Source organism: Chitinophaga sp. 30R24, assembly GCF_049056765.1.
Classification (GTDB): Bacteria; Bacteroidota; Bacteroidia; order Chitinophagales; family Chitinophagaceae; genus Chitinophaga.
This window is the reverse complement of the sequence record NZ_JBJGXX010000019.1, coordinates 1-20587: the sequence shown is the minus strand read 5'-3', so window position 1 is coordinate 20587 and position 20587 is coordinate 1. Positions and strand designations below refer to the sequence as shown.

The window sequence follows — 20587 nt, the reverse complement described above, 5'->3', positions numbered from 1 at the left end:
GAAATTTATGGGTGATTTTTCAAAATTATAAGAATGGCATTATCTCAGATGGTTTTAAAGATAGCAAGCAGATGCAATTTAAATTGCAGCTATTGTTATATGTATAATGTAGGAGATACTACTTATATCAATCAGCCAAAAGTTATGAGTGATGAGGTAGTAACCTGTATTTTATCGAAAGTCAGAGCCTACTGCTTTGAGCACGCGCTCTCTGAGTTTGACTTTGTTTTTCACGGTGGAGAACCAATGCTTGCTGGGAAGGAATTTTATAAGAATTTTATTAGATCGGCAGACCTAATCCTTGGTAAGGATATTACTTACTCGATTTCAATCCAAACAAATGGTACTCTCATAGATGAAGATTGGAGTTGTTTTTTTCGTGATTATGGTATCTATGCGGGTATCAGCATTGATGGTCCGGAAGATGTGCATGATAAAAATCGGCGTTATCATTCAGGCAAAGGCTCTTTTAAAGATGTCCTGCATGGTTTGGAGAATTTAAAAAAGTATAATCCTATAAATTTAATAGCAGTAATAGATGTTCAGTCAAACCCAACCGAATTTTATAACCTCATTAAATCATTATCGGCCAGTCGCGTAAGTATTCAAATTGAGTATGCGAATTATGATAAACCTCCATTAGGCATTAAGAATTACCATTTAGGGGATTATACGGCGTATGCTGATTGGTTGATTCAATTATATGATTTGTGGAAAAAAGATACTGATTCTAGACCCTCTATCAATATTTTGAGTCAAATTATGTCACTGCTGTTGGGCGTAAAAGATTCTACTAGTGATATGCTTGGTGAAAAGAACTGTGATTTACTGATAATAGAAACAGATGGAGGAATAGAGCCATCTGGAAGTTTGAAGATATGCGGTAATGCATTCACTAAACAAGGGCTGAACATTGTCAACAATGAAATAGAAGAGGCGCTGGAAAATGATTTAATTAAATCGTATCTGAATAGTCATAGTGGTAATTTACCTTTAAAGTGCTTGCAGTGTCCGGTAAAGGAGGTTTGCGGTGGAGGATCTCTCTCTTCCCGGTATAGCGAAAGTAATGGGTTTAATAATCCGTCCATTTTTTGTAACGATCTTATGAAGTTAATCACGTATTTACAAAATTCTCTAATAGATATTTTTCCGGAAGATTCTCCTGTTCATAAATTAATTAAGAAGATTTCGTACCAAGAGGCCAGAGAGCTAAATGAATTACATAGTATTTAATATTTAGATTATGGATAGTTACTCAGGTAAATCTAATAGTTCAACTTTATATGTTGATAGCGCCTATTTTGCTACCATCAATTATTTGTCATTGTTCGATATTAAAGTTACCAAAGCGACAATACGAAAATATTTTTTGGAGTTGATGCCCGCAAACCATTTCGGTATACAAGAAATTAAAGGAGTTTTGAATAAACTCAATATTAGTACGACACAGTATAAGGTTAATGAGATCGGATTACTTTCTAAGATTAAAAATCCTGTTATTAGTTGGATTACTGAGAATGATAAACCCGAATATATTTGCATTGAAGAAGTGACAGAAGAGTTTGTAGCTTACCATAATGAGTATTCTGCGCTGATAAAAGAATCAATATTCGAATTCAGTAGGAAGTGGGCGAAGATCGTTTTGTTAGGAGATCCTTCTGGAGCATTAGAGGAGCTTGAGATTGAAATGGAAGAAATGGAAGAAATTGAAAGCTTTTCGAATGATATTCGAATTATAGATAATTTTGTTTCGCCGGAAATATGTGATGAGATTGTCAATTATTGCAACCAAAACCAACTTTTTCAACGAAGTAGAGTTACCCAAACTGATACGGAGGAAGAGGTTTCAATTGAGATATCACATCATAGAACTAGTCACTCAAGTAATCTTAATAATATTACGGACTTGTATTGTCTTACAGATATATACGATCGAATTTGTGATCTTTTACAAATACCTGATGACAACATAGAGCCGGCGCAATGTGTGAAATATTTGCCTGGTACATTTTTCTCACCTCATTTTGATACGGGGTCGGAGTTCAAGAATCCGAGGAAATACACGATTATCATTTATCTAAACGATGATTTTATAGCTGGGGAAACCTATTTTCCTGAGTTGAGAATGAAGGTCACTCCACAAAAGGGAAGAGCGGTCATTTTCGATAACCTTTATGGCAATGGCATTTTATGTAATCCATTATCTCTACATGCCGGACTTCCAGTAAAAGAAGGTTTCAAGTATATCTGTACTATTTGGACAAGACTAAAAAATGTTCATGAATATGAGAGCCATTGAAAATGTAAAAGTATTTATAGACGGCGAAATTGACCCCAGCAACAGACTTTGGATTAGTGAGGGAATAGAGGCTGCTGATGAAAAGCTAGATTGTTATAATGATAGAAAATATAATGAATTTGCATTTAAGCCAAAAGGAGAATGGAGAAAGGCCGAAAATGAAGAAGAACAGAATATTTTAACTTCACGTAGAGATATTGATTTTAAATGTAATTTAGCTCTGCTAAAAATCCCAACTAGGTTAGAGGAATCCTTGCGCGATATTGATTTGGGGCGATTAAATAGCATCGGAGAAGCCAAGCAGAAGATTCAATCTTATAAAAGCCTGTTTGATCGATTGAATTCGGAGCTAAATGATTTTGCGCTTGCCAATACTTTAGGGAATACGCTGAAACCGCACATACATGGGCTATTTTATGTGAAACCAGGCCTGGAAACCATTGGGACTACTGATAATGAATATATTGGGCTTCATATTGATAACGGTGATGCAATGAAGGTTAATGAATTGCATAAGGCACCTAATCGTATCTGTATCAATATCGGTTATGAAGATAGATATTTTCTGTTTGTTAATAAGACCGCAAGCGATATTTTAACGGAGCTTCAAGTTAGGAAGGAAATAAATATCAGATCATATAAGGAAATGCAACTAGTTTATGATTATCTGCATCATAATCCTAGGTGCCAAGTTATTAAATTAGTTCAGAAGCCATTTGAGGCATACATTGCTCCAACAGAACATATTATTCATGACGGATGTACAGAGGGAAAGTCAAGGACTGATGTATCTCTGGTATTGATAGGAGCATTTGGGATTAATAATGGTATATAATTATTGTGGATAGACGTTTTTTAAAATTATGAAGTTTATTAGATCTATTGGCTTATTTATAATATTACTTTCATTTGTTCCTTTATTTACTTGTGCACAAGGTATCTCAGATGTGGGCGGGCGAATTGTAACGGATAAACAGGAAGCTGTCCCATATTGTAATTTAATCCTTTCAAAAGTTAGTGATACACTCGATCAAAAGTTAGTACAAACTAATGTTGACGGTTATTTCTATTTTAAGGGCATAGCCTACGGAATTTATCTGTTGAAAACTTTTCAATCTGGTTGCTCACAAATAGATACTTTAAATATTAATTCTCCTCAAATAAAAATAGAAAGTATAATTCTGAAACCATGTATTACTCAGTTGAAAAATGTGGAGGTAACTGGTAGGCCTCCAATAATAGAACGGAAAATTGACCGAGTTGTATTTAATGCAAAGAACAGCATTTTGGGGAGCAGTACAAATTTATGGGATGCATTAAAGGTGGCCCCAAATGTTCGGACTCAACAGAACGGGAATGTTCAGGTCGGAGAAAAAGCTGCCATCATATATATAGATAATGTACTAATACAATTGGGAGGAAGTGATTTAGCTAGTTTCTTACAATCTTATAGTGCTTCAAAATTGGATAAGATTGAAATATTTGAAATTCCTCCTGCTAACTACGATGCAAATGGAGGAGCTGTAATAAATATTATTACAAAGAAAACGAAAAGTGATGGACTATATGGTGACGCAAGTATTAATTATGAGCAAAGTTCTTATCCCAAAATCAATACGTCTATTAACTTAAACGGTAAAGCCAAGAAGATAGAATATTATGCTAATCTAAGTGGAGGTGTAGGTAAGTATTTAAGGATAGATCAGCAATATGTTGATTATCTGCTTCCATCTCTGAATTCTTATTGGGATATAGATAATACATCTTTTGAAAAAAGAGATCAATACAATGCAAGTATTGGATTTAAGTATACACCTAGTCCAGGAAATACAATAGGTTTTCAAGGTAATCTACTACATATTAAGAGCACAAGCAATGCACATATATTTACGGGCATAGAAAATAATGGTACTATTGATTCTACGATTAAGACCATTAACGACTACTCATACAATGCGAGAAATATTTCACTGAATGAGTACTATAAAAAAGCATTGGACACAATTGGAGGAGCAATTCAATTTTCTGCAGCTCAATTGATTTATCACAATTTGCCCATACAAACATTACAAAGCAATACTTTAAATAAGAATCAAGCAAATATTACTGAATATCAGAACAATAGTAACTCACCTCAGGATATTACTATTTTTACAGGACAGGTTGACTTAAATAAAAGTTTTAAAAAAATACAGCTGGATGCAGGGATAAAGGGCTCATTTATTAAAACTAATACAGATTTTTCATTTGAGAGTACAGATACGTCACAGGTTAACAATTTTCTTTACAAAGAAAATAATTTTGCGATGTATGCTTCTGCTACTAGGCAGTGGAAGATGATTACAGTTAAAATAGGAGTAAGGGCAGAGTATACGGATTTAGAGATTCATAGCATTTCAACCAAAGAGGATAGTTTAAATACCCAGAACTATTTGAAGCTGTTTCCTACTGCATACTTTCAATACGAAATAGATAAAAACAATTTACTGATTCTTTCTTCTAATAGAAGAATTAGTCGACCAGGATATGATAAGTTAAATCCGTTCACGTATTATGCCACCCCTTACTATGTTACTTCTGGGAATCCTTATTTGAAGCCAGCTTTGGAGTACTCAACTCAGTTGGATTATATATTGAATAATCGGTATACATTTTCTATATTTTATAATCAAGCACGCAACAGGTTCACTAATATAACTGAACAGAATGATCAGACCAAGGTGTTTAAGGATATGCAACAGAATATCGGAAAAGGCAGTAGTTTGGGTACTAGCCTGTATTTTGATATAGAGCCAATGCGGAATTGGCAGATGTCTAACTATATACGATTGTCTTATAAAACAGAAAGTTCGGATTATCTTAATAATGAATACTCATTTCATAAATTTATCTGTTATTACAGTTTAGATAATACATTCACTCTTTCTAAAGACAAGTCATGGGTGAGCGAAGTTCACTTCTATTATTTGACTCCTACAATTCAGGGAATTTATAATAATGATAAGATGTATGATCTTTCAATTGGGGTAAGAAAGAAGATTAAAAACGTTTCTATTTCCTTAAATATGAATGATATTTTCTATAGTAACTTCAATAAGATTGATGTTAATTATTTGAATCAGCACAATGGATTTGTTTACAAGACAGATACAAGGTCGGTTGTTTTATCAGTTCGATATTCCTTTAATAGGAAGGATAATAAGAATAAGGATGTAGAAATCAATTCACCTACTGATAGATCAGATCTTGATAGGGTAAATAATGGCAAATGATAGTTGCTACTTTGTCGGATATTTAAAGAAGTACATTGTATGATTACATCTGGGATTAAGGTAATTGAAGAGGGGAGCTCAATTGATATTGAAGGATTAATTTTTTTAAGTAATGGAGTTGAACTGATTGTGAATGAATCACCCAGGTCAGAAGATTTTGAGTATTTGACATCATTCTTTAAACCTCGGAAACCGTGGCGAGGTCCAAGTTCAGAAGAGTTGGATATTCTTTTTGATGCTCCTATGCAATTCGATGGTAATTCTAGTGTCTATATATGTAGGCTGCCAGAAGCCCTTATTGATGAGCTTTCTATAATGGGAATAGGTGATCTAGCAAATTTACAAAGTCTAACTACTTTGATTTCCCAACGGAGTGAAGAGTTTAGTAAAATTAGCGCATACATAAGAAATGTTGTTAATTTTTTTCTTAAAGACAATGGAGCTTTTAAATATAGAGGCATTTACTTTTCGCCACCTAATTTGGAAACTACAGCATATGATAATAATAAGAAGCTTTTAGGACTGCATGTTGATAGTGCATATACTGAAGGCATTCCTGACAATAAACCAGATATAATGAGATTATGCATTAATCTTGGAAAGGAAACTAGGTATATTTTGTTTATTAATAAATCAATTCAGCATATAAGGGAAATGATAGCAGAATATGAGATGGTAAAAGAGTTGAGGTATAGTGTAGATGATTTAGTTGCAAAGTTTTTTCAATATTATCCTGATTATCCGGTTGTGAAATTAAGACAAAGACCTTTCGATTTTTATTTGATGCCTGCTGATAATATCATTCACGATGGAAGCACAGAAGGCACACATCACTGTGATATTACAATGGTTTTTCAAGGCCATATGAATGATCTGATTCCTTAGTTCGAAGACGCTAGGAACTTATTTTAAAAATAAATAAATATTGTACGATGAATATTGAAAATGAGTTTCATAGTAATGGATATAAAATTATTAGACATTTAATTAACCCGGTTGATTTTTCTTCATATTTAGATAAAGTTGATGAAAAGGGAGTCTTAGCTCCTGATGAACAAGTGGTTGGATCTAAATACCTTTATAAAGATAGGGTATTTGAAAAATTACTCGAATTTCTTGTTCCTTTTATAGAGGAGCAAGTAGGGCACAAGGTTTATAAAACGTATAGTTTTGCTCGCAAATATCCTATGGGTGCTGAACTAAAGCCACATCTTGATAGGGATGCCTGTGAGATAACATTATCTATTTCTCTTGGATATGAAGGTAATCCATGGCCGCTATGGATTAATAATAAGAGTAATTTACCTGTGTCTGTTTTGCTTGAGCCAGGGGACGCAATTATGTTTAAAGGGCGCGAACATGAGCATTGGCGTGAGAAAAATACTTTTGGTACGAGTTCTCAAGTTTTCTTACATTATGTAGATCAGAATGGTCCTTTCTCAATTCATGAAGATGATAACTAAAAGGCTATGTCTTCTTTTGGATTAAGTAATATTTATTCCCGGTATAGAAAGAAGATAGTATTTACCTATCTTCTATTTACAGTTGAGTTTACCTTGTTTCTTCTTGCACCTTTTGCATTGGGGGTGGCAATTGATTCCTTGCTTAAAGGAAGTTATAATGGCATTTATATTTTAATTGGTCAACATTTAACCCATCTTTTTGTTTCCAGAGCCAGGCGTTTGTACGATACCAGAACTTTTACCCGAATTTATAATGATATAGCGGTGTTGGTTATTAATCATCAGAAGATTAATAAAGTAGCTGATTCAACAATAATAGCTCAATCTTCATTAACCAAGGATTTGATAAATTTCTTCGAGCATGATATAACGACACTTTTTAATTGTGCTTATTCTGTTATTGGATCGCTTATTGTTTTGTCATTCTATGATATTAAACTAGTACTATTTTGTTTGCTATTGGTTGTTCCTTGTGCCGTATTGAATTATTATTTTAATAATAAGTATAATCGTTATTATAAGCTTAAAAACTCCGAATTGGAGAAGCAGGTAAATGTAATTACACAACAGCCCGCTGAAGCTATAAAGAGACATTATAAAAAACTGGCCAGGTTGGATATCAAGATTTCAGATTTAGGAGCGATAAATTTTACAATAATGGAATTTTTTGTGCTCACCTTAATTATTTCATCTCTTATTTATTATTGTCAGGCGCATATGACTGCAGGCGCTGGAACAATTCTGGCTGTTTTTCAATATATAATTAAGTTCATTGTTGGTTTGGATAGCATCCCAGGTCTAAATAGTCAAATTGCTAATATAAAAGATATTCAGAATCGCATAAAGGCTTCCTGTGAGGATATTAAAATTTAGGTATTATTAAATTAAGATATATTCTACGAGTATTTTAACTTATTTAACCAATAAGTTATAGTCGATTGTTATTTTTCGGAAATTGAGGTATTTATAAGATGGGTTAGAATAGGCAAAATACCTTTCGCTTCATGAGAAAAATTGTCATTTTACTAATATTTATCATTTCCCAATATTCATTACTGGGGCAGGAGAAAGGACCAGAATATTACGGTTTTAGGCATTTTAGATTATTCTATAAAGGGGAAATTGTTGAGGTGCTAATAAAGTCTAAAAAGGGGGAGGAGCAAATAAAGAAGCCATTATTTCTTTTTTGTCAAGGCAGTTTGCCAATCCCTTTAATAATTACGTATAATGATAAAGGGCGTGAAAGTATTTATAGTGTTTTCCCGTTTAACCCCGATATTTTATGTTCGAAATATCATCTGGTTATAATCAGCAAGCCCTTTGTACCATTAATAGCAAGTAGAGATTCATTAGCAGATGACCTAACCTACAGGGATATTAAGGGGCAATTCCCTGTAGAATATTCTAATCGGAATCTATTGGATTATTATGTAAAGAGGAATGAGTTCGTTATTAATTTTTTGCGTAAGCAAAGTTGGGTTTCCCATTCGAAATTAGTTATTGCTGGCCATTCCGAGGGAAGCACGATTGCTGCAAAATTGTGCTCAGTTACTCCTTCTGCCACGGCATTGATTTACTCAGGCGGTAATCCTTTTGGACGTATTATGACAATTATTGCGCGGAGCAGACAGAAGGAGAGGGAGGTTGACTCTACCTCCATTGCAGAAAAGGACATAGAATATTGGAACTACATAGTAGCTAATGCGAATGGGATGAAAACCGATACAGGCGATACACCGAGAACAACTTATGAGTTCTCCATACCACCTATTCATTATCTTGAAAAGGTAAAAATTCCTGTATTGATTACATATGGAACTAGGGATGCAGGAGCTATATTTAATGATTATTTGAGAGTTGAAGTAATTAGGAAGAAAAAGAGGAATTTTACCTTTAAGGAATATCTCGGAACTGAACATAATTACTTCTTATTAGAAAGAGATGGGTCAATAAATTATAAAATATTTAATTGGGATAAGGTCGCTGATGATTGGTTAAGCTGGTTGAATAACAATTGAGGTATTGTAGTAGTATTATTAGCAATGAATGTAAAGTTATTTAATACGAAGATTTTTCTGTTTGATATTATTGATATTTATGATTTTGTAGGACGCTTTTTTATTAGTCAACCTGTAAGCGATGACAACACTAGAACAAGTCAAAGATGTACCCTTTATGGTTAGAGTGGCCGAAACTAATGCTTTCGTCCGAGAAATTCCTTACAATGATCAAACGAGAAATTCTTCCCGTTTAACTATTGACTTTGATAAGCTTGCTAATCACGCTTTGCATAATAACTATTGTATTTCATTTATAAGGTGTCCGTTTCCCTTAAACTTCGATAGCCTAATAAATCATTTTGACTGGTGTAGCAGGTATCTATATTTCAACTTTGAGAAATCAATTCTTCGAATTGAAATATTTACAAAGATGGAGAACCTACATTATGATGATACTAAACTTGAATACCTGATTAAGTTGCTTAAGAAATATCCTCAGGCATATCAATATGATTTGGATGACGCGGATCATAAACAGAAATGGGCACTATTGAAGAAATCCAATTTTCAAAAGAATGCAGACTTTTTAAAGATAGCCGAAAACGACAAAGAACAAAGAGCCATATTACTTGACTATTTGCGAGCTCTGCAAGATAAGATTAGAAACGAGAAAATTAAAGATGCAGATAAAGAATCGGCCAAGCCACCTTCTAAGCCATTGGTATTACCAATTCCCGAAAAACGAGAAAGGGAAGCCAGCAGTTATAATTATCTGAAGTTAAATGAAGAACTCTCTCCAGCATCTTGCAAAGAAGTGATTAATTTTTTATATACTGCCTTCCAACCTTACTTTCATATCCCTTACGATATTGATACCTTTCGCAAGATATTTAGTAATGAAGACAGCCCCATATTAGAGCTGATAAAAAAGGATAACTTCGATAATCAGTCTTTAAAAATCATCTTTCAAGCATTGAAGGAAGCAAAGGGACTTGTCGTTTCCTGGCAGGTAATTGAGAAGAAAGTTCAGGTACTCAAGGGAAATGGAACTCCATTTTCCGGTTTTTCAGAGGTGAGCATGGGCAAGATTAGTCGTTCAAAGCGACAAAAATTGGAGAAAGATATATCCCCTATAATTGAGTTGATTAAGAAGGAGTTAACCGCCAATAGAAGAAAATAAACCACCACTATCCTACAAATAAAGTCCGGATTTTGCATGTTTTTTCCGGTATTTGCCTTAAACCGGTATTTTTTGCATTCATATTTGCCCTGAATCAATAGTGAAGAGATATGAGTGAGCAAATGCAATTTATTGGTTTCAGTATAGAGCAAGCAAGACTCTTTATTGAAAGTATCGTTAAGTCCTGCCTCCAGGAAAATAACCTATCTAAAGGTTTATCAGAAACACCTCTCAACATCCGGCAGGCTTGTAAGATTATAGGTGTTTCAGCCCCCACACTCCGTAAGTTCGTACAAATGTCCCTGATCCGCCGCCATGACCTGGGTGAGCGTAAGAAGGTATTTTACCTGTCTGAACTGGAGGAAGACATTAAGCGGATTCGATCCATGAGCCAGAAACCCGAACGGGAAGATTACCCCCCTTAACCCATCTCAAAACATTTTATGGCAACAAATGATTTTCCCATTGCAGAGGCAAAGCGGATCGACATGGTTGATTACCTGGCCTCCCTGGGCTACCAGCCCCGGAAGATCCGCGGTCAGGATTATTGGTATTTATCTCCATTTCGCGAAGAGCATACCGCCTCCTTTAAAGTTAACCGCAAGCTGAATCTGTTTTATGATTTTGGAATTGGTCAGGGAGGAAGTATTGTAGACTTTGGAATGTTGTTTCATCATTGTACCATTCCTCAAATTTTGGAGAAGCTGCAATCTTTTCTTTCTTTTCACCGGCACCAGGTTATCTCTCAGCCTCCACCAGTGGGACCAGCTCCCGATTTTTCCAGTGAAGAAAAAAAGATCCGGGTGATAGGGGATGCGCCGATTACTTCACCGGCCCTGCTTCATTATTTGGAAGTGCGCCGTATTCCCTTGCAGCTTTCCCAGCAGTTTTGCCGGGAAATTAGTTACTCCCTTTATGGAAAGGACTATTACGCCATCGGTTTTAAAAATGATGCCGGTGGGTATGAATTGCGCAACCCTTATTTCAAAGGGAGTTCCAGCCCCAAGGCAACTACGTTTATTGATAACGGTGCATCTGAAGTATCCGTATATGAAGGCTTCTTCAGTTTTCTATCTTTCCTGATGATCTATCAAGAGAAAAATCTGCCGGTAACCAATTACCTGGTACTAAATTCTTTATCCTTCTTTAAAAAGAGCCGGGGATTAATGGAGAGGCATCAGGCTATTCATCTGTATTTGGATAGAGATAAAGCAGGCATTGACCAAACGCATCAGGCATTAGCCCTGGATAGGAAGTACCAGGATTGCAGTCACATATACGGGAGCTACAAGGACTTAAATCAGTTTCTCGTCCATTCAAATCTTGTGCAAACCACCAAACATTCACAAAATAACCTCAAAAAGTTACGTCCAGGCTAGCATCAGAAAAGGTGATGACCCTTTTTCTTTTCACTGTAATCCACTCCTCCCAAGAGTAATTATTCAATTATTAAAAATCTCAAATTATGGCTGATTTTAAAAGAAAAACATTGCAATTAAGTTCTGGTAAGCAGATTAAGTTATTTGGAAATAGCATGGCTATCGGGAAATCATTGGAACTTGGCGAAGGGTATCGCCCCAATATACTTGCCTGTAATGATGGGGCTTCGGAAAGTAATTCCCCCGCATCTGTGCATAATCCCTTTAGGTTAACCCGTGATGAACTAATAGAATTGGCGGATTATAACATTCAACTTTGGATGGACTTGAAAAAGAATATCTATAAACACGGGATAGATAACCCCATGATTTTTGAAATGGAGTTGCCGCCTCAGAACAAATTAACTAAGCCCGGACCCAAGAAAAACGGGCCTGAAGGGGAAGGTAAAAAGATAGCTTCTCCCAAATCAGACGACAAATTATAGCGTAGGAAAACCATGCGGGCGGGAGCATATGGGTCTTGAGGTTCGGTATAGCCAGCTATGTTTTGGTAATACCAAAACTTCTGACCCACCGCATACTATCGCATTTGTGGGCCAGGTTTTTTCATCCACTGATAGGCGGATCCAAAAAAATAAAATGAACTGAATTATGACGCAGAATGATAAGCAGCGGGGGAATAAAGGAGGGCGTCCATTAAAAGAAGTCAGGAAAAATATTATCCTGACATTCAAATGTTCAGCTTTTGAAAAGTTGGTCATTGCCCCAAAGGCAAAGGAATTAAACCTTAATATATCAGAGTATATCAGGCAGATGTCTGTAAATGGTAAGGTTGATCAGCAGGTTAAAGTATTCCCTGCGGAAGTATTGGCGCTATCCGGAACACTTAATCATATAGCCGCCAACATTAACCAGGTAGCCAAAAAGCGTAATAAGGACGAAGACTTGTCAATGCTGGAGCGGGTAGACCTTCAAAACCTGGTGCCGGTGCTGAAGGGAATTGCGATGGAGGTTAAAAATTATCTCAGGTGATCGGCACAGTAGTAACCGGAAGTTCTTTTTATCATCTTATCAGTTATGTATTGGAAGATAAAAAAGATTTGTCCGAAAAGCAGAAAAGGGAAATGTCTTTAAGGGATGGTGTTCAGCATAAGGATAGGGCGGAAATACTTGCTTTTAATAATTGTTTCGGAGATAAGTATGAGATGGCTGAACAGTTTCGGGATGTAGCCCGCCTGAGTAAAAGAGTAGAAAAGCCAGCATTTCATCTTTCTATCAGACTGGCTGAAGGTGACCATCTGACCAAAGATCAGCTGATTGAGTTGGGGGAAGCATTGGTTAAGGAGTTCAATGTTGCAGATCATCAGTACCTAATGGTTTTTCATAAAGATACCCATGAGCAACATTTTCATATTGTAGTAAACAGGGTAGGGCTTGATGGTAAAGCCGCCAGTGATAGTAATAGCTATAGGCGAATGGCTGCTTTTTGCCGGAAGCAGGAACAGAAACTAGATTTGACACAAGTATTGAGTCCCAAGGCTTTTTTACCAAAAGACCAGCAATTAATTCCCCGGCAGGACCAACGAAAAATAAAGCTGAAGGATCATATCCGGAAAACTTTAAGGGAGGTGAATGATTATCCTGCCTTTGAAAAAGCTATGCGCGCATTGGGTTATACAGTTATTAAAGGTCGAGGTATTTCTTTTATTGATGGAAAGAAAGTAAAGATTAAAGGAAGCGATGTCGGCTTCTCCCTTTCAAAAATTGAGAGGATTTTATCTCTGAAAAAAGAGCTGGCGAATAAGCAACAAACGCAAAGGAATTTTGAATCACTCTCCCCAAAAAAAGCTGGGAAAAAGATGCACTATACCGATAATGACCGGCCTCAGTATAATAGCGATTCTCCCCTGGCCCTCGGTATTCAAAATTTAGCAAATCTTATTGAATGGTTATTACAACCAGAGATGACTGGCAATACTCTTCCATATGAATTAACCCAAGAAGCATATGATCGGAAACAGAAAAGAAAAAAGAGAAGGCAATCTCATTGAAATTTTAAAAGTAACAAATCATGAATCAGATTATAGAGACACTCGCATCCAAAGTAGACAAACAGGAAAAGTTATTGCAGGAGCTGGATGAAAAGGTAAAGGCTATTCCTGATAACTCCGGTAAGATTGCCGAGATCTGGAAGAGGATGCATGATACTTTCATTCAGCATTCGCTACCTAAAGAAGAAGTAGTAGCGTTAACTGCTGCCTTATCTCAGAATATCCGGATAATGAAAACACCCCGGACAGAGAGCCTAATACATCATCATCATTTGTCAAAGGTTATTTTTATAGTGATAGTTCTGGTAATAGTTGTTGCAGTCCTGAGTATGGGGTGGTATAATACAGCTGATAACCTAAATCAGTATAAAGAAGCAGACACAAAATACTGCTTCCTAAAGCTACAGGATAGTAGATCTATTCAGCAATTATTAACCACTACCGACAGTCTTTATTATCGGACTCCCACCCTGCGGGATAGTGTACTACGACAGGAGCAATTGAAGAATGATCGACTGGAAATGCTACGACTGGCTACTGAACAAGAACAGTCAGCGAGGGAATTGAGGAGAAAAGCGGGTGAGAGGAACCGGTAGTAGCTATGGTCTGAAATACCAGGTTTCCTGTGCTGTCTTGCCAAATTGCCGAATATAGCGTTACCGTCCCCTGGCACGACCAAGCGCCTAAAGACCAAAGCAACGCGAGCCCACGCGCCTTTATGACGTGAGCTTCGCCGTTGCCTTGTTGGTCTGGAATTTGGTCGTTTCGGGGACCAAGGCTTTTGCGAGACGATTCATGCTATATCTAGTAGAACCGCCAATTTAGTATTTTATGAAAAGATTTGATTGTCCTTCTTTTATAAAGATATGACAATTTTCACAATGTACATCTATAGAGGTACAAATTATTTTAAGATTTAGCTGAAATTCCCTCTATGGATGATATCCGAGAAGAGCAAATATTAAAAAAGTTTGGAAAAAATCTTCAAAAGCTGCGCAAGGCTAGGAAATTAAGTATTAGAAATTTTGCTTATGCAGCAGAGTTGTCGGTAAGTTATGTTCAGAAATTAGAAGCTGGTAGCTCCAATCCATCATATACGACCCTGTTGAAATTAAAAGAGGCACTACAGGTGGATTTCAGTGAGTTTGATCAGAATAACCAAAAGTAATCACCTAAGAAAATAGCGACCTATATCCCCATTGAAAAATAAATCTCCGATATATATGTTGTTACATAGCGGCAATTGACAGCGCGCAAATTCAATGCGTATTGTATTAATACTTTTGTATTCAATCAAGGGCTCTATTTTAACTGACATTTGTATATGGAGATGTTCTCTAACAATTGCAAAGTTATTTATGGAACCAGTAATTACAGTAAAAGTCCTTCAGGCGAATAACGGAGACTGCATCTTACTTTCTTTTGTTGATCCAAAAGGAATCCTCCGAAATGTTTTGATAGATGGCGGTACCGGGAGGACATATTCTTATAAAGATAAGAAAGGAAAGGTAATACCAGGGCAATTAAAACGGACTATTGATGATCTTAAGAAAGAAAATCAAAGAATAGATCTATTAATATTAACGCACATTGATGATGACCATATTGGTGGAATACTAAAGTGGTTTGAAGTAGATAATGCACATTCCTTGATAGATAAGGTGTGGTTTAATTCGGGAAGTGCGATAGCTGAGCTCTTTGAAATCACTGGCCAGGAAAAGTTTTTAATTCCGCTTGCAGAAATACAGAGCAGAGATACTAGTGTTAAGCAAGGGAATACATTTGAAAGTTATATTACGAAGCATAGAATTTGGGACCGACGCATTTTAAAAGCGGGGGATGAAATGGTTTTTTTTGGTGCAACCATAAAAATGCTTTCACCTTCTGTTGAACACTTGAAGCGTCTTTTAGAAAAATGGGGTAAGGAAACTCCGAGCCTGTTAACGGCGCCAAAGGAAAATGATTATTCTAAATCGTTATCCGAACTTATTCAAAATGATAATTACGTTGAGGATAATGCAATTCCTAACGGTAGTTCGATTGCATTTTTATTTTCATATACCGGAAAAAATCTTTTGTTTTTAGCGGATTCTTTTCCGAAAACAATTGTTGATAGTTTAAAAAGGCTTAATTATTCGGAGGGAAATCCGTTAAAGGTTGATCTTGTGAAAGTTTCGCACCATGGTAGTTCTGGTAATACATCCCCAGAACTACTAAAGTTAATTTCTTCAAAGAAATTTATAATAAGTTCAAATACAGAGATTCATAATTTACCCAATAAGCAATGTCTAGCTAGGATTATTCACGTTAATAATGAGTGTGAAATTTATTTTAACTATCCGGAGATAATTTCTAAAATATTCGCAGATGGTGACTTTCGCACCTATACTAAGTTCAAAGCAATACCTCTTGATGCTGATAACCTCGTAATTATATGAGTATAAATAAATTGTCTGGTTTTTCGGTGGTCGTTTCTACTGGAAGCGGATGCTTGTTTCAGCCAATGGCTGACGAATACTCATATATTCTAACGGCAAAGCATTGTGTGCAAGGCATAAGCGAAATATTAGTTCAGAGGCACTTTATTGATGAATCTACCAGTTTACCAACTAGCGCCGCAATTCGAGTAATTGAAGCGCCTTATTTGCATCAAGATGAGCACAAAGATGCTGCGATTATAAAAATAGAAAAGATAGATGGTTTGGATCACCTTGTTAGAACCGATGCTCCGTTTAACGCATCTGACAAATACTATTTGACAGGCCATCCATTAGCAAGAAGGGAAGCAGATTTTACTTTTCGAGCTAATGAATTATCTATACTTAATAACAAAGGCAATGGCTATATTGAATGTGAACTAAATAAGCCAGCATTGTACTCCGAAATAGCTGGGCATTCGGGAGGTGGAATTATAAGAATAAATAATGGCTTCTTCTCTCTCGCTGGAATTCAGAAAGGAATGTCTGCTTTTGATGATAAAGAATCATTGGGAAGAATTGACATTATGCCATTATCTTTTTATGATGAGATTATTCAGCAGAATGAAGTAAATCTCGCCCCGCTCGTACAACCATATTTAAAATCCTTTTTATGGTTAGTTGATAATATATTCCCGCTAAGAAACTTGGCTTTTAATAAGGATATTCTTACAAAAGTATTAAAGGAGATTGCATCGGACCTTTGTAATGAATTTACTCCAGAGGAGGTAATTACTTTGTACGGAGATAGCATTCTTATAAGTGGACAGCAAAAGGAAATAATCAATAATAAACTTCTCTGGATTTCATTTTTAGAGATATTAGTTATAAATCAATTATATAAAAACGAGAAAATTACTTTTGATCAATTAAAGGAATTGCATAAAAAGAGGAAGTTGCTTTTTGGTGTGGCAAGTAACTGGATAGAGTTGACAGAAGATATTTTAAGATCCGATTTGTCTGACATAGAGAAAGGTGGAATAGTGATAATCAATGTTGAAGGGGACACTGAACCTTCGTTTGTAGAGTTGTCGGGAGAAATTGTAAGCAATATTTGCAGTGTCCCAGTTAAGGAAATGAACATAAGCAACACTGTCAGAAATCCAATTGAAGATTTGTCAATTGTTCATATTTACAAGTTTCAAGATTTTTTGATACGCAATCCAATGTTACTTAAGAATGAAAATTATTACACAATACTTGATAAGTTAAAAAATGCAACACGAAACATTATATAAAGAGGTTGAACTAGATATTTCACAACAATTAGTGGAGGCTTATAACTGCACAGAGGTTAAAATCCTTCAAGTGAATTTTGTCGGGAATTTCTTTGTTATAATAGTTAGATTTTCAAGTATCCCAGATTTGAATGAGAGTTGGAGAAAGATAAATAGTGTAATTGCAGTAAAGTTTTCACAGTATTTGAAGACTGAGTTCGAAAAATATAATCTGTATCTTTTATTTTTCGTAGATGAGGAAGTGCCTAAGCAATTGAAATATGAAATTGAGAATAATAAATTTTCAAGCCGAAAAATAGCAGAGAAATGTAATAGACAATTAACTGATGATCGAATTAGAGAGATTTTGGCACAGTACATAACGAATAGCGATATCAGTATAACACCTGGTGCTGATTCTATATCTTTAGAGTATACCTCAGACTCAGTAGTTTGGAGTTTAATTAAAGACCAAGTATATCAAAAAGATAAGAGTGGTGAATCATTTGCAGAAATTTTGAATGAAATAGAAAAAAAGCTGAGCTATGAAATTTAAGAAAGTTGAAATCCAGGCTTTCAGGGCATATGATAATGTCAAGGATGGGACGTTTGATTTTTTAAATAGTGAAGATAAGAACGCTGATTTTATATCAATTTATGCTCCAAATGGTTTTGGAAAAACATCTTTTTATGATGCAGTAGAATGGGGGTTTACAAATAATATTCAACGGTTTCTCAAAAGAACTGCGGAGAACATTGAATCTGCTAAAGCAGAAAGAAGCTTTATATCTGAGGATAAAGAAAAGTTTAAGCAATTTATTTTACGAAATAAATATTCAGAATCATCTACTCAAAGTTTTGTAAAACTATATACAACAATTTCGGAGGAGCCGTTAGAAAATAGATTAGAAGAGCCAAGAAATGGCCAACCTGACTTTAAGTTTAATAAAGAGGATACATTTCAAGGGAAAGGATTTTTCCATGATGTTATTTTATCTCAAGAATGGATTGATGCTTTTTTGAAAGAAGATAATGCCTCTATTAGATATGATAAGTTTATAGCTTTTTTTGGAGATAAGAATTTGGATTCACGTTTTAAAATTATTAATGGAATAATAAAAGCAAATGACACCGCTATAGCTAATTTGACGAAAGAGCAGAAGAGGATTAAATCAAAACTCGATAAAGATATTGATACTGAAATCATTTCAAAGACTAACAATATTATTTCTGATTTAAATAGAGAAGGAGAGGCGATAGATACTGTAGAATCTAATTATACAGAGAATCATTTTTTTAATTTGTCTAGTCAGATTATTCAAAGGATTTCAACACTGGAGAACCAAGTCTTGAAAATTAATAAACAAATTGAGGTAATTGACCAATTCGTTTCAGTACAATCACAATCCATTAATATTGAGCAATATTATCAGACCAAGGATAGTTTATCAGGTGTAGAATTATTGCAAGTTTCCCTTAATAGGGACAAAGAGGTTTTGGATTCATTTAATAAATTAGACGCACAGAGCGTAAATGTTTCAGAAGAGCTATTTAGGCTCAACGAAGAGCTTTCAAATTTAAGTGCATTATATGATTTATGTCCAGCCTATTTGAGTATTCAATCGGATTTGGATAGGGAGCATGAGAAGATAAAAATATGCGCTGATCAGATTGCTACATATATTAAAACGAGCGATAATTATGTACTTAGAGATCGTGAATTAGGACGATTCATCGCGGAATGCGAACAAAAAATAGCTTTATTGTTGAGTAAACTAAATAAGTTATCAGGGCAGAAAGATGAGAAGCGGGAAAATGAAGCTAATATAAAGGATCTGCAAGGATTTATTCTTAACCTGGAAATTAAAAATAAGGAAATAGAAAAAGAAATAAGAGAAAATGAGTTGAGGAGCACCTATCTTCTTGAAATCCAGGAAATGATTATAAAAGATAAATACTCTTTTCCCGTTCAAGGATTTGATGAGCCGTTTATTATAAATGTTAGTAAGATTCTTGAATCTCAAATTCAAATAAGAGATCTGGTTGTAAGTAAAAGTGATATTGAAAAAGAGATTAGTAATCAACGGATTTTTGATTCTGATCTAAAGCAACTAATATCTTTGGGTTCCAAAATAGTATCTCAAAACCAACTGAATACTTGCCCGGCCTGTGGAACAGTGCAGAATACAGTTGATGATCTTATCAATAAGATTACTAAGAATAGTTTGCTTTCTGATTTGGAATCGAATTTACTTAAAAAAAAATCAGACATTGAATCTGAACTTGCAATTATAAGAAGTGAATCTGAGTCATTAAAAAAAGAGCTAATTAGCGCAATACAAGAAGAGGAACAACAGTTGTTGGAAAATGGGCGACTTTCGGAAATTGCTAAGCAAGAGAATGAGGCTGCTGTCCAAAAAATGATATTTGAAATTGAAGGAAGACAAGCCAATGTGTCGAAAATTGTATCAGAATTGACCAATTTAGACTTTGATGAATTTGAAAAATTACAGCGATCAGAGATTATTAAAGTTGAATTATTACTTTCCTCTTCGAGAAATGAGAGAGCTGATGTTTTACGTGAATTGGATATAGTTAATCAGAAATTGACAGGTGTAAGGCAGAATGAAATTTCTATTAAGGATAAGATTGAGTTGCTACGAGCTTCACCTAATTATGATAGGGTGTTGACTTTTCTGCAATCTCGACATGTTGAGTTTAAGGATGCAAGCAACTATTTATTATCCGAGATGGGTATTATAAAGCAGAAGATAGATGAAGCTATTCAATTAGAAAATGATATAAAATTAGAAATTGAGAATTTAAGGTTAAAGTTGCTATCAATTGAAGGTGTTGGATTAGAAGATAAAATTGCTCGCAACAGCGAGTCGATTGCAGAAATGAGACAGATATTGCTTTCATTTGAAAGTTCTATAGCACTAGCATTGAATATTGAGTCATTTGGCATTGAGAAGGAGTTGCTTATCTCATTAGTAAATAATAAGAAAGCCGAATTGCAGACTTCTGAGTTAAAGGTAACATCGATTATGGAAAAGTATCGTTTGTTATTCGAGCAAAAAGATTTGCTTCTCCGTTTTTTAAATTATGAATCTTTACAGCGGTCGCTCAATTCAATTAATGCGCAGATCGAGTTTAAGAAAGGAGAAGTTAGAAGTAAGCTAACAGAGGAACGTCAAAAAGTTTCGGAGTATATTCATCATCAAGTTGAGAATTTTTTCTATGAAGAAT

20 protein-coding genes are annotated in these 20587 nt (G+C 35.2%); all 20 read left to right on the top strand.

The window, feature by feature from the left end:
- Positions 1-33: 33 nt before the first annotated feature.
- Positions 34-1233: a radical SAM protein gene (locus ACDQ55_RS20960; RefSeq protein ID WP_420983601.1), complete on the top strand. Its 1200-nt coding sequence runs from the start codon at positions 34-36 to the stop codon at positions 1231-1233.
- 10 nt (positions 1234-1243) lie between these two features.
- Complete coding sequence (locus tag ACDQ55_RS20955; protein WP_420983600.1) at positions 1244-2299, top strand: 2OG-Fe(II) oxygenase; 1056 nt, start codon at positions 1244-1246, stop codon at positions 2297-2299.
- Positions 2286-3134 (top strand): hypothetical protein, encoded by an 849-nt coding sequence (locus ACDQ55_RS20950; RefSeq protein ID WP_420983599.1) that lies wholly within the window; start codon positions 2286-2288, stop codon positions 3132-3134. Before ACDQ55_RS20955 ends, ACDQ55_RS20950 begins: the two co-directional genes overlap by 14 nt.
- A 28-nt stretch (positions 3135-3162) precedes the next feature.
- Entirely contained in the window at positions 3163-5571 is a 2409-nt protein-coding gene (locus tag ACDQ55_RS20945) for an outer membrane beta-barrel protein (RefSeq protein WP_420983598.1), read from the top strand.
- A 39-nt stretch (positions 5572-5610) separates the two neighbouring features.
- Positions 5611-6456, top strand: a complete 846-nt coding sequence (locus tag ACDQ55_RS20940; RefSeq protein ID WP_420983597.1) for a hypothetical protein — start codon at positions 5611-5613, stop codon at positions 6454-6456.
- Between the two features lie 47 nt (positions 6457-6503).
- Positions 6504-7034, top strand: a complete 531-nt coding sequence (locus ACDQ55_RS20935) for a hypothetical protein (protein WP_420983596.1) — start codon at positions 6504-6506, stop codon at positions 7032-7034.
- Between the two features lie 6 nt (positions 7035-7040).
- Positions 7041-7907, top strand: coding sequence for an ABC transporter six-transmembrane domain-containing protein (locus ACDQ55_RS20930; RefSeq protein ID WP_420983595.1), 867 nt, complete (start codon positions 7041-7043; stop codon positions 7905-7907).
- A gap of 131 nt (positions 7908-8038) precedes the next feature.
- A complete protein-coding gene (locus ACDQ55_RS20925) occupies positions 8039-9052 on the top strand; it encodes a hypothetical protein (protein WP_420983594.1) in 1014 nt (337 codons plus the stop codon).
- A gap of 121 nt (positions 9053-9173) precedes the next feature.
- The gene (locus tag ACDQ55_RS20920) at positions 9174-10214 is read left to right on the top strand and encodes a hypothetical protein (protein ID WP_420983593.1); all 1041 of its coding nucleotides are present in this window, start codon (positions 9174-9176) and stop codon (positions 10212-10214) included.
- Between the two features lie 110 nt (positions 10215-10324).
- Positions 10325-10639, top strand: a complete 315-nt coding sequence (locus tag ACDQ55_RS20915) for a hypothetical protein (protein WP_420983592.1) — start codon at positions 10325-10327, stop codon at positions 10637-10639.
- A gap of 18 nt (positions 10640-10657) precedes the next feature.
- Positions 10658-11593, top strand: a complete 936-nt coding sequence (locus tag ACDQ55_RS20910) for a CHC2 zinc finger domain-containing protein (RefSeq protein WP_420983591.1) — start codon at positions 10658-10660, stop codon at positions 11591-11593.
- An 86-nt stretch (positions 11594-11679) separates the two neighbouring features.
- Positions 11680-12078 carry a hypothetical protein gene (locus ACDQ55_RS20905; protein ID WP_420983590.1) on the top strand — a complete coding sequence of 133 codons (399 nt, stop codon included), beginning with the start codon at positions 11680-11682 and terminating at the stop codon, positions 12076-12078.
- A 166-nt stretch (positions 12079-12244) separates the two neighbouring features.
- A complete protein-coding gene (locus tag ACDQ55_RS20900) occupies positions 12245-12625 on the top strand; it encodes a plasmid mobilization protein (protein WP_420983589.1) in 381 nt (126 codons plus the stop codon).
- Positions 12622-13644 (top strand): relaxase/mobilization nuclease domain-containing protein, encoded by a 1023-nt coding sequence (locus tag ACDQ55_RS20895; RefSeq protein WP_420983588.1) that lies wholly within the window; start codon positions 12622-12624, stop codon positions 13642-13644. Before ACDQ55_RS20900 ends, ACDQ55_RS20895 begins: the two co-directional genes overlap by 4 nt.
- A 20-nt stretch (positions 13645-13664) precedes the next feature.
- Positions 13665-14240, top strand: coding sequence for a hypothetical protein (locus ACDQ55_RS20890; protein ID WP_420983587.1), 576 nt, complete (start codon positions 13665-13667; stop codon positions 14238-14240).
- 338 nt (positions 14241-14578) lie between these two features.
- Positions 14579-14812, top strand: a complete 234-nt coding sequence (locus tag ACDQ55_RS20885; RefSeq protein WP_420983586.1) for a helix-turn-helix domain-containing protein — start codon at positions 14579-14581, stop codon at positions 14810-14812.
- Positions 14813-15002: 190 nt separating this feature from the next.
- Complete coding sequence (locus ACDQ55_RS20880) at positions 15003-16082, top strand: ComEC/Rec2 family competence protein (RefSeq protein WP_420983585.1); 1080 nt, start codon at positions 15003-15005, stop codon at positions 16080-16082.
- Entirely contained in the window at positions 16079-17359 is a 1281-nt protein-coding gene (locus ACDQ55_RS20875; RefSeq protein WP_420983584.1) for an ABC-three component system protein, read from the top strand. Before ACDQ55_RS20880 ends, ACDQ55_RS20875 begins: the two co-directional genes overlap by 4 nt.
- Complete coding sequence (locus tag ACDQ55_RS20870; protein WP_420983583.1) at positions 17337-17894, top strand: ABC-three component system middle component 1; 558 nt, start codon at positions 17337-17339, stop codon at positions 17892-17894. The genes ACDQ55_RS20875 and ACDQ55_RS20870 overlap by 23 nt, the downstream gene beginning before the upstream one ends.
- Positions 17884-20587, top strand: a 2704-nt coding sequence (locus ACDQ55_RS20865) for an AAA family ATPase (RefSeq protein ID WP_420983582.1), incomplete at its 3' end; no start/stop codon positions are given. The genes ACDQ55_RS20870 and ACDQ55_RS20865, both read left to right, overlap by 11 nt.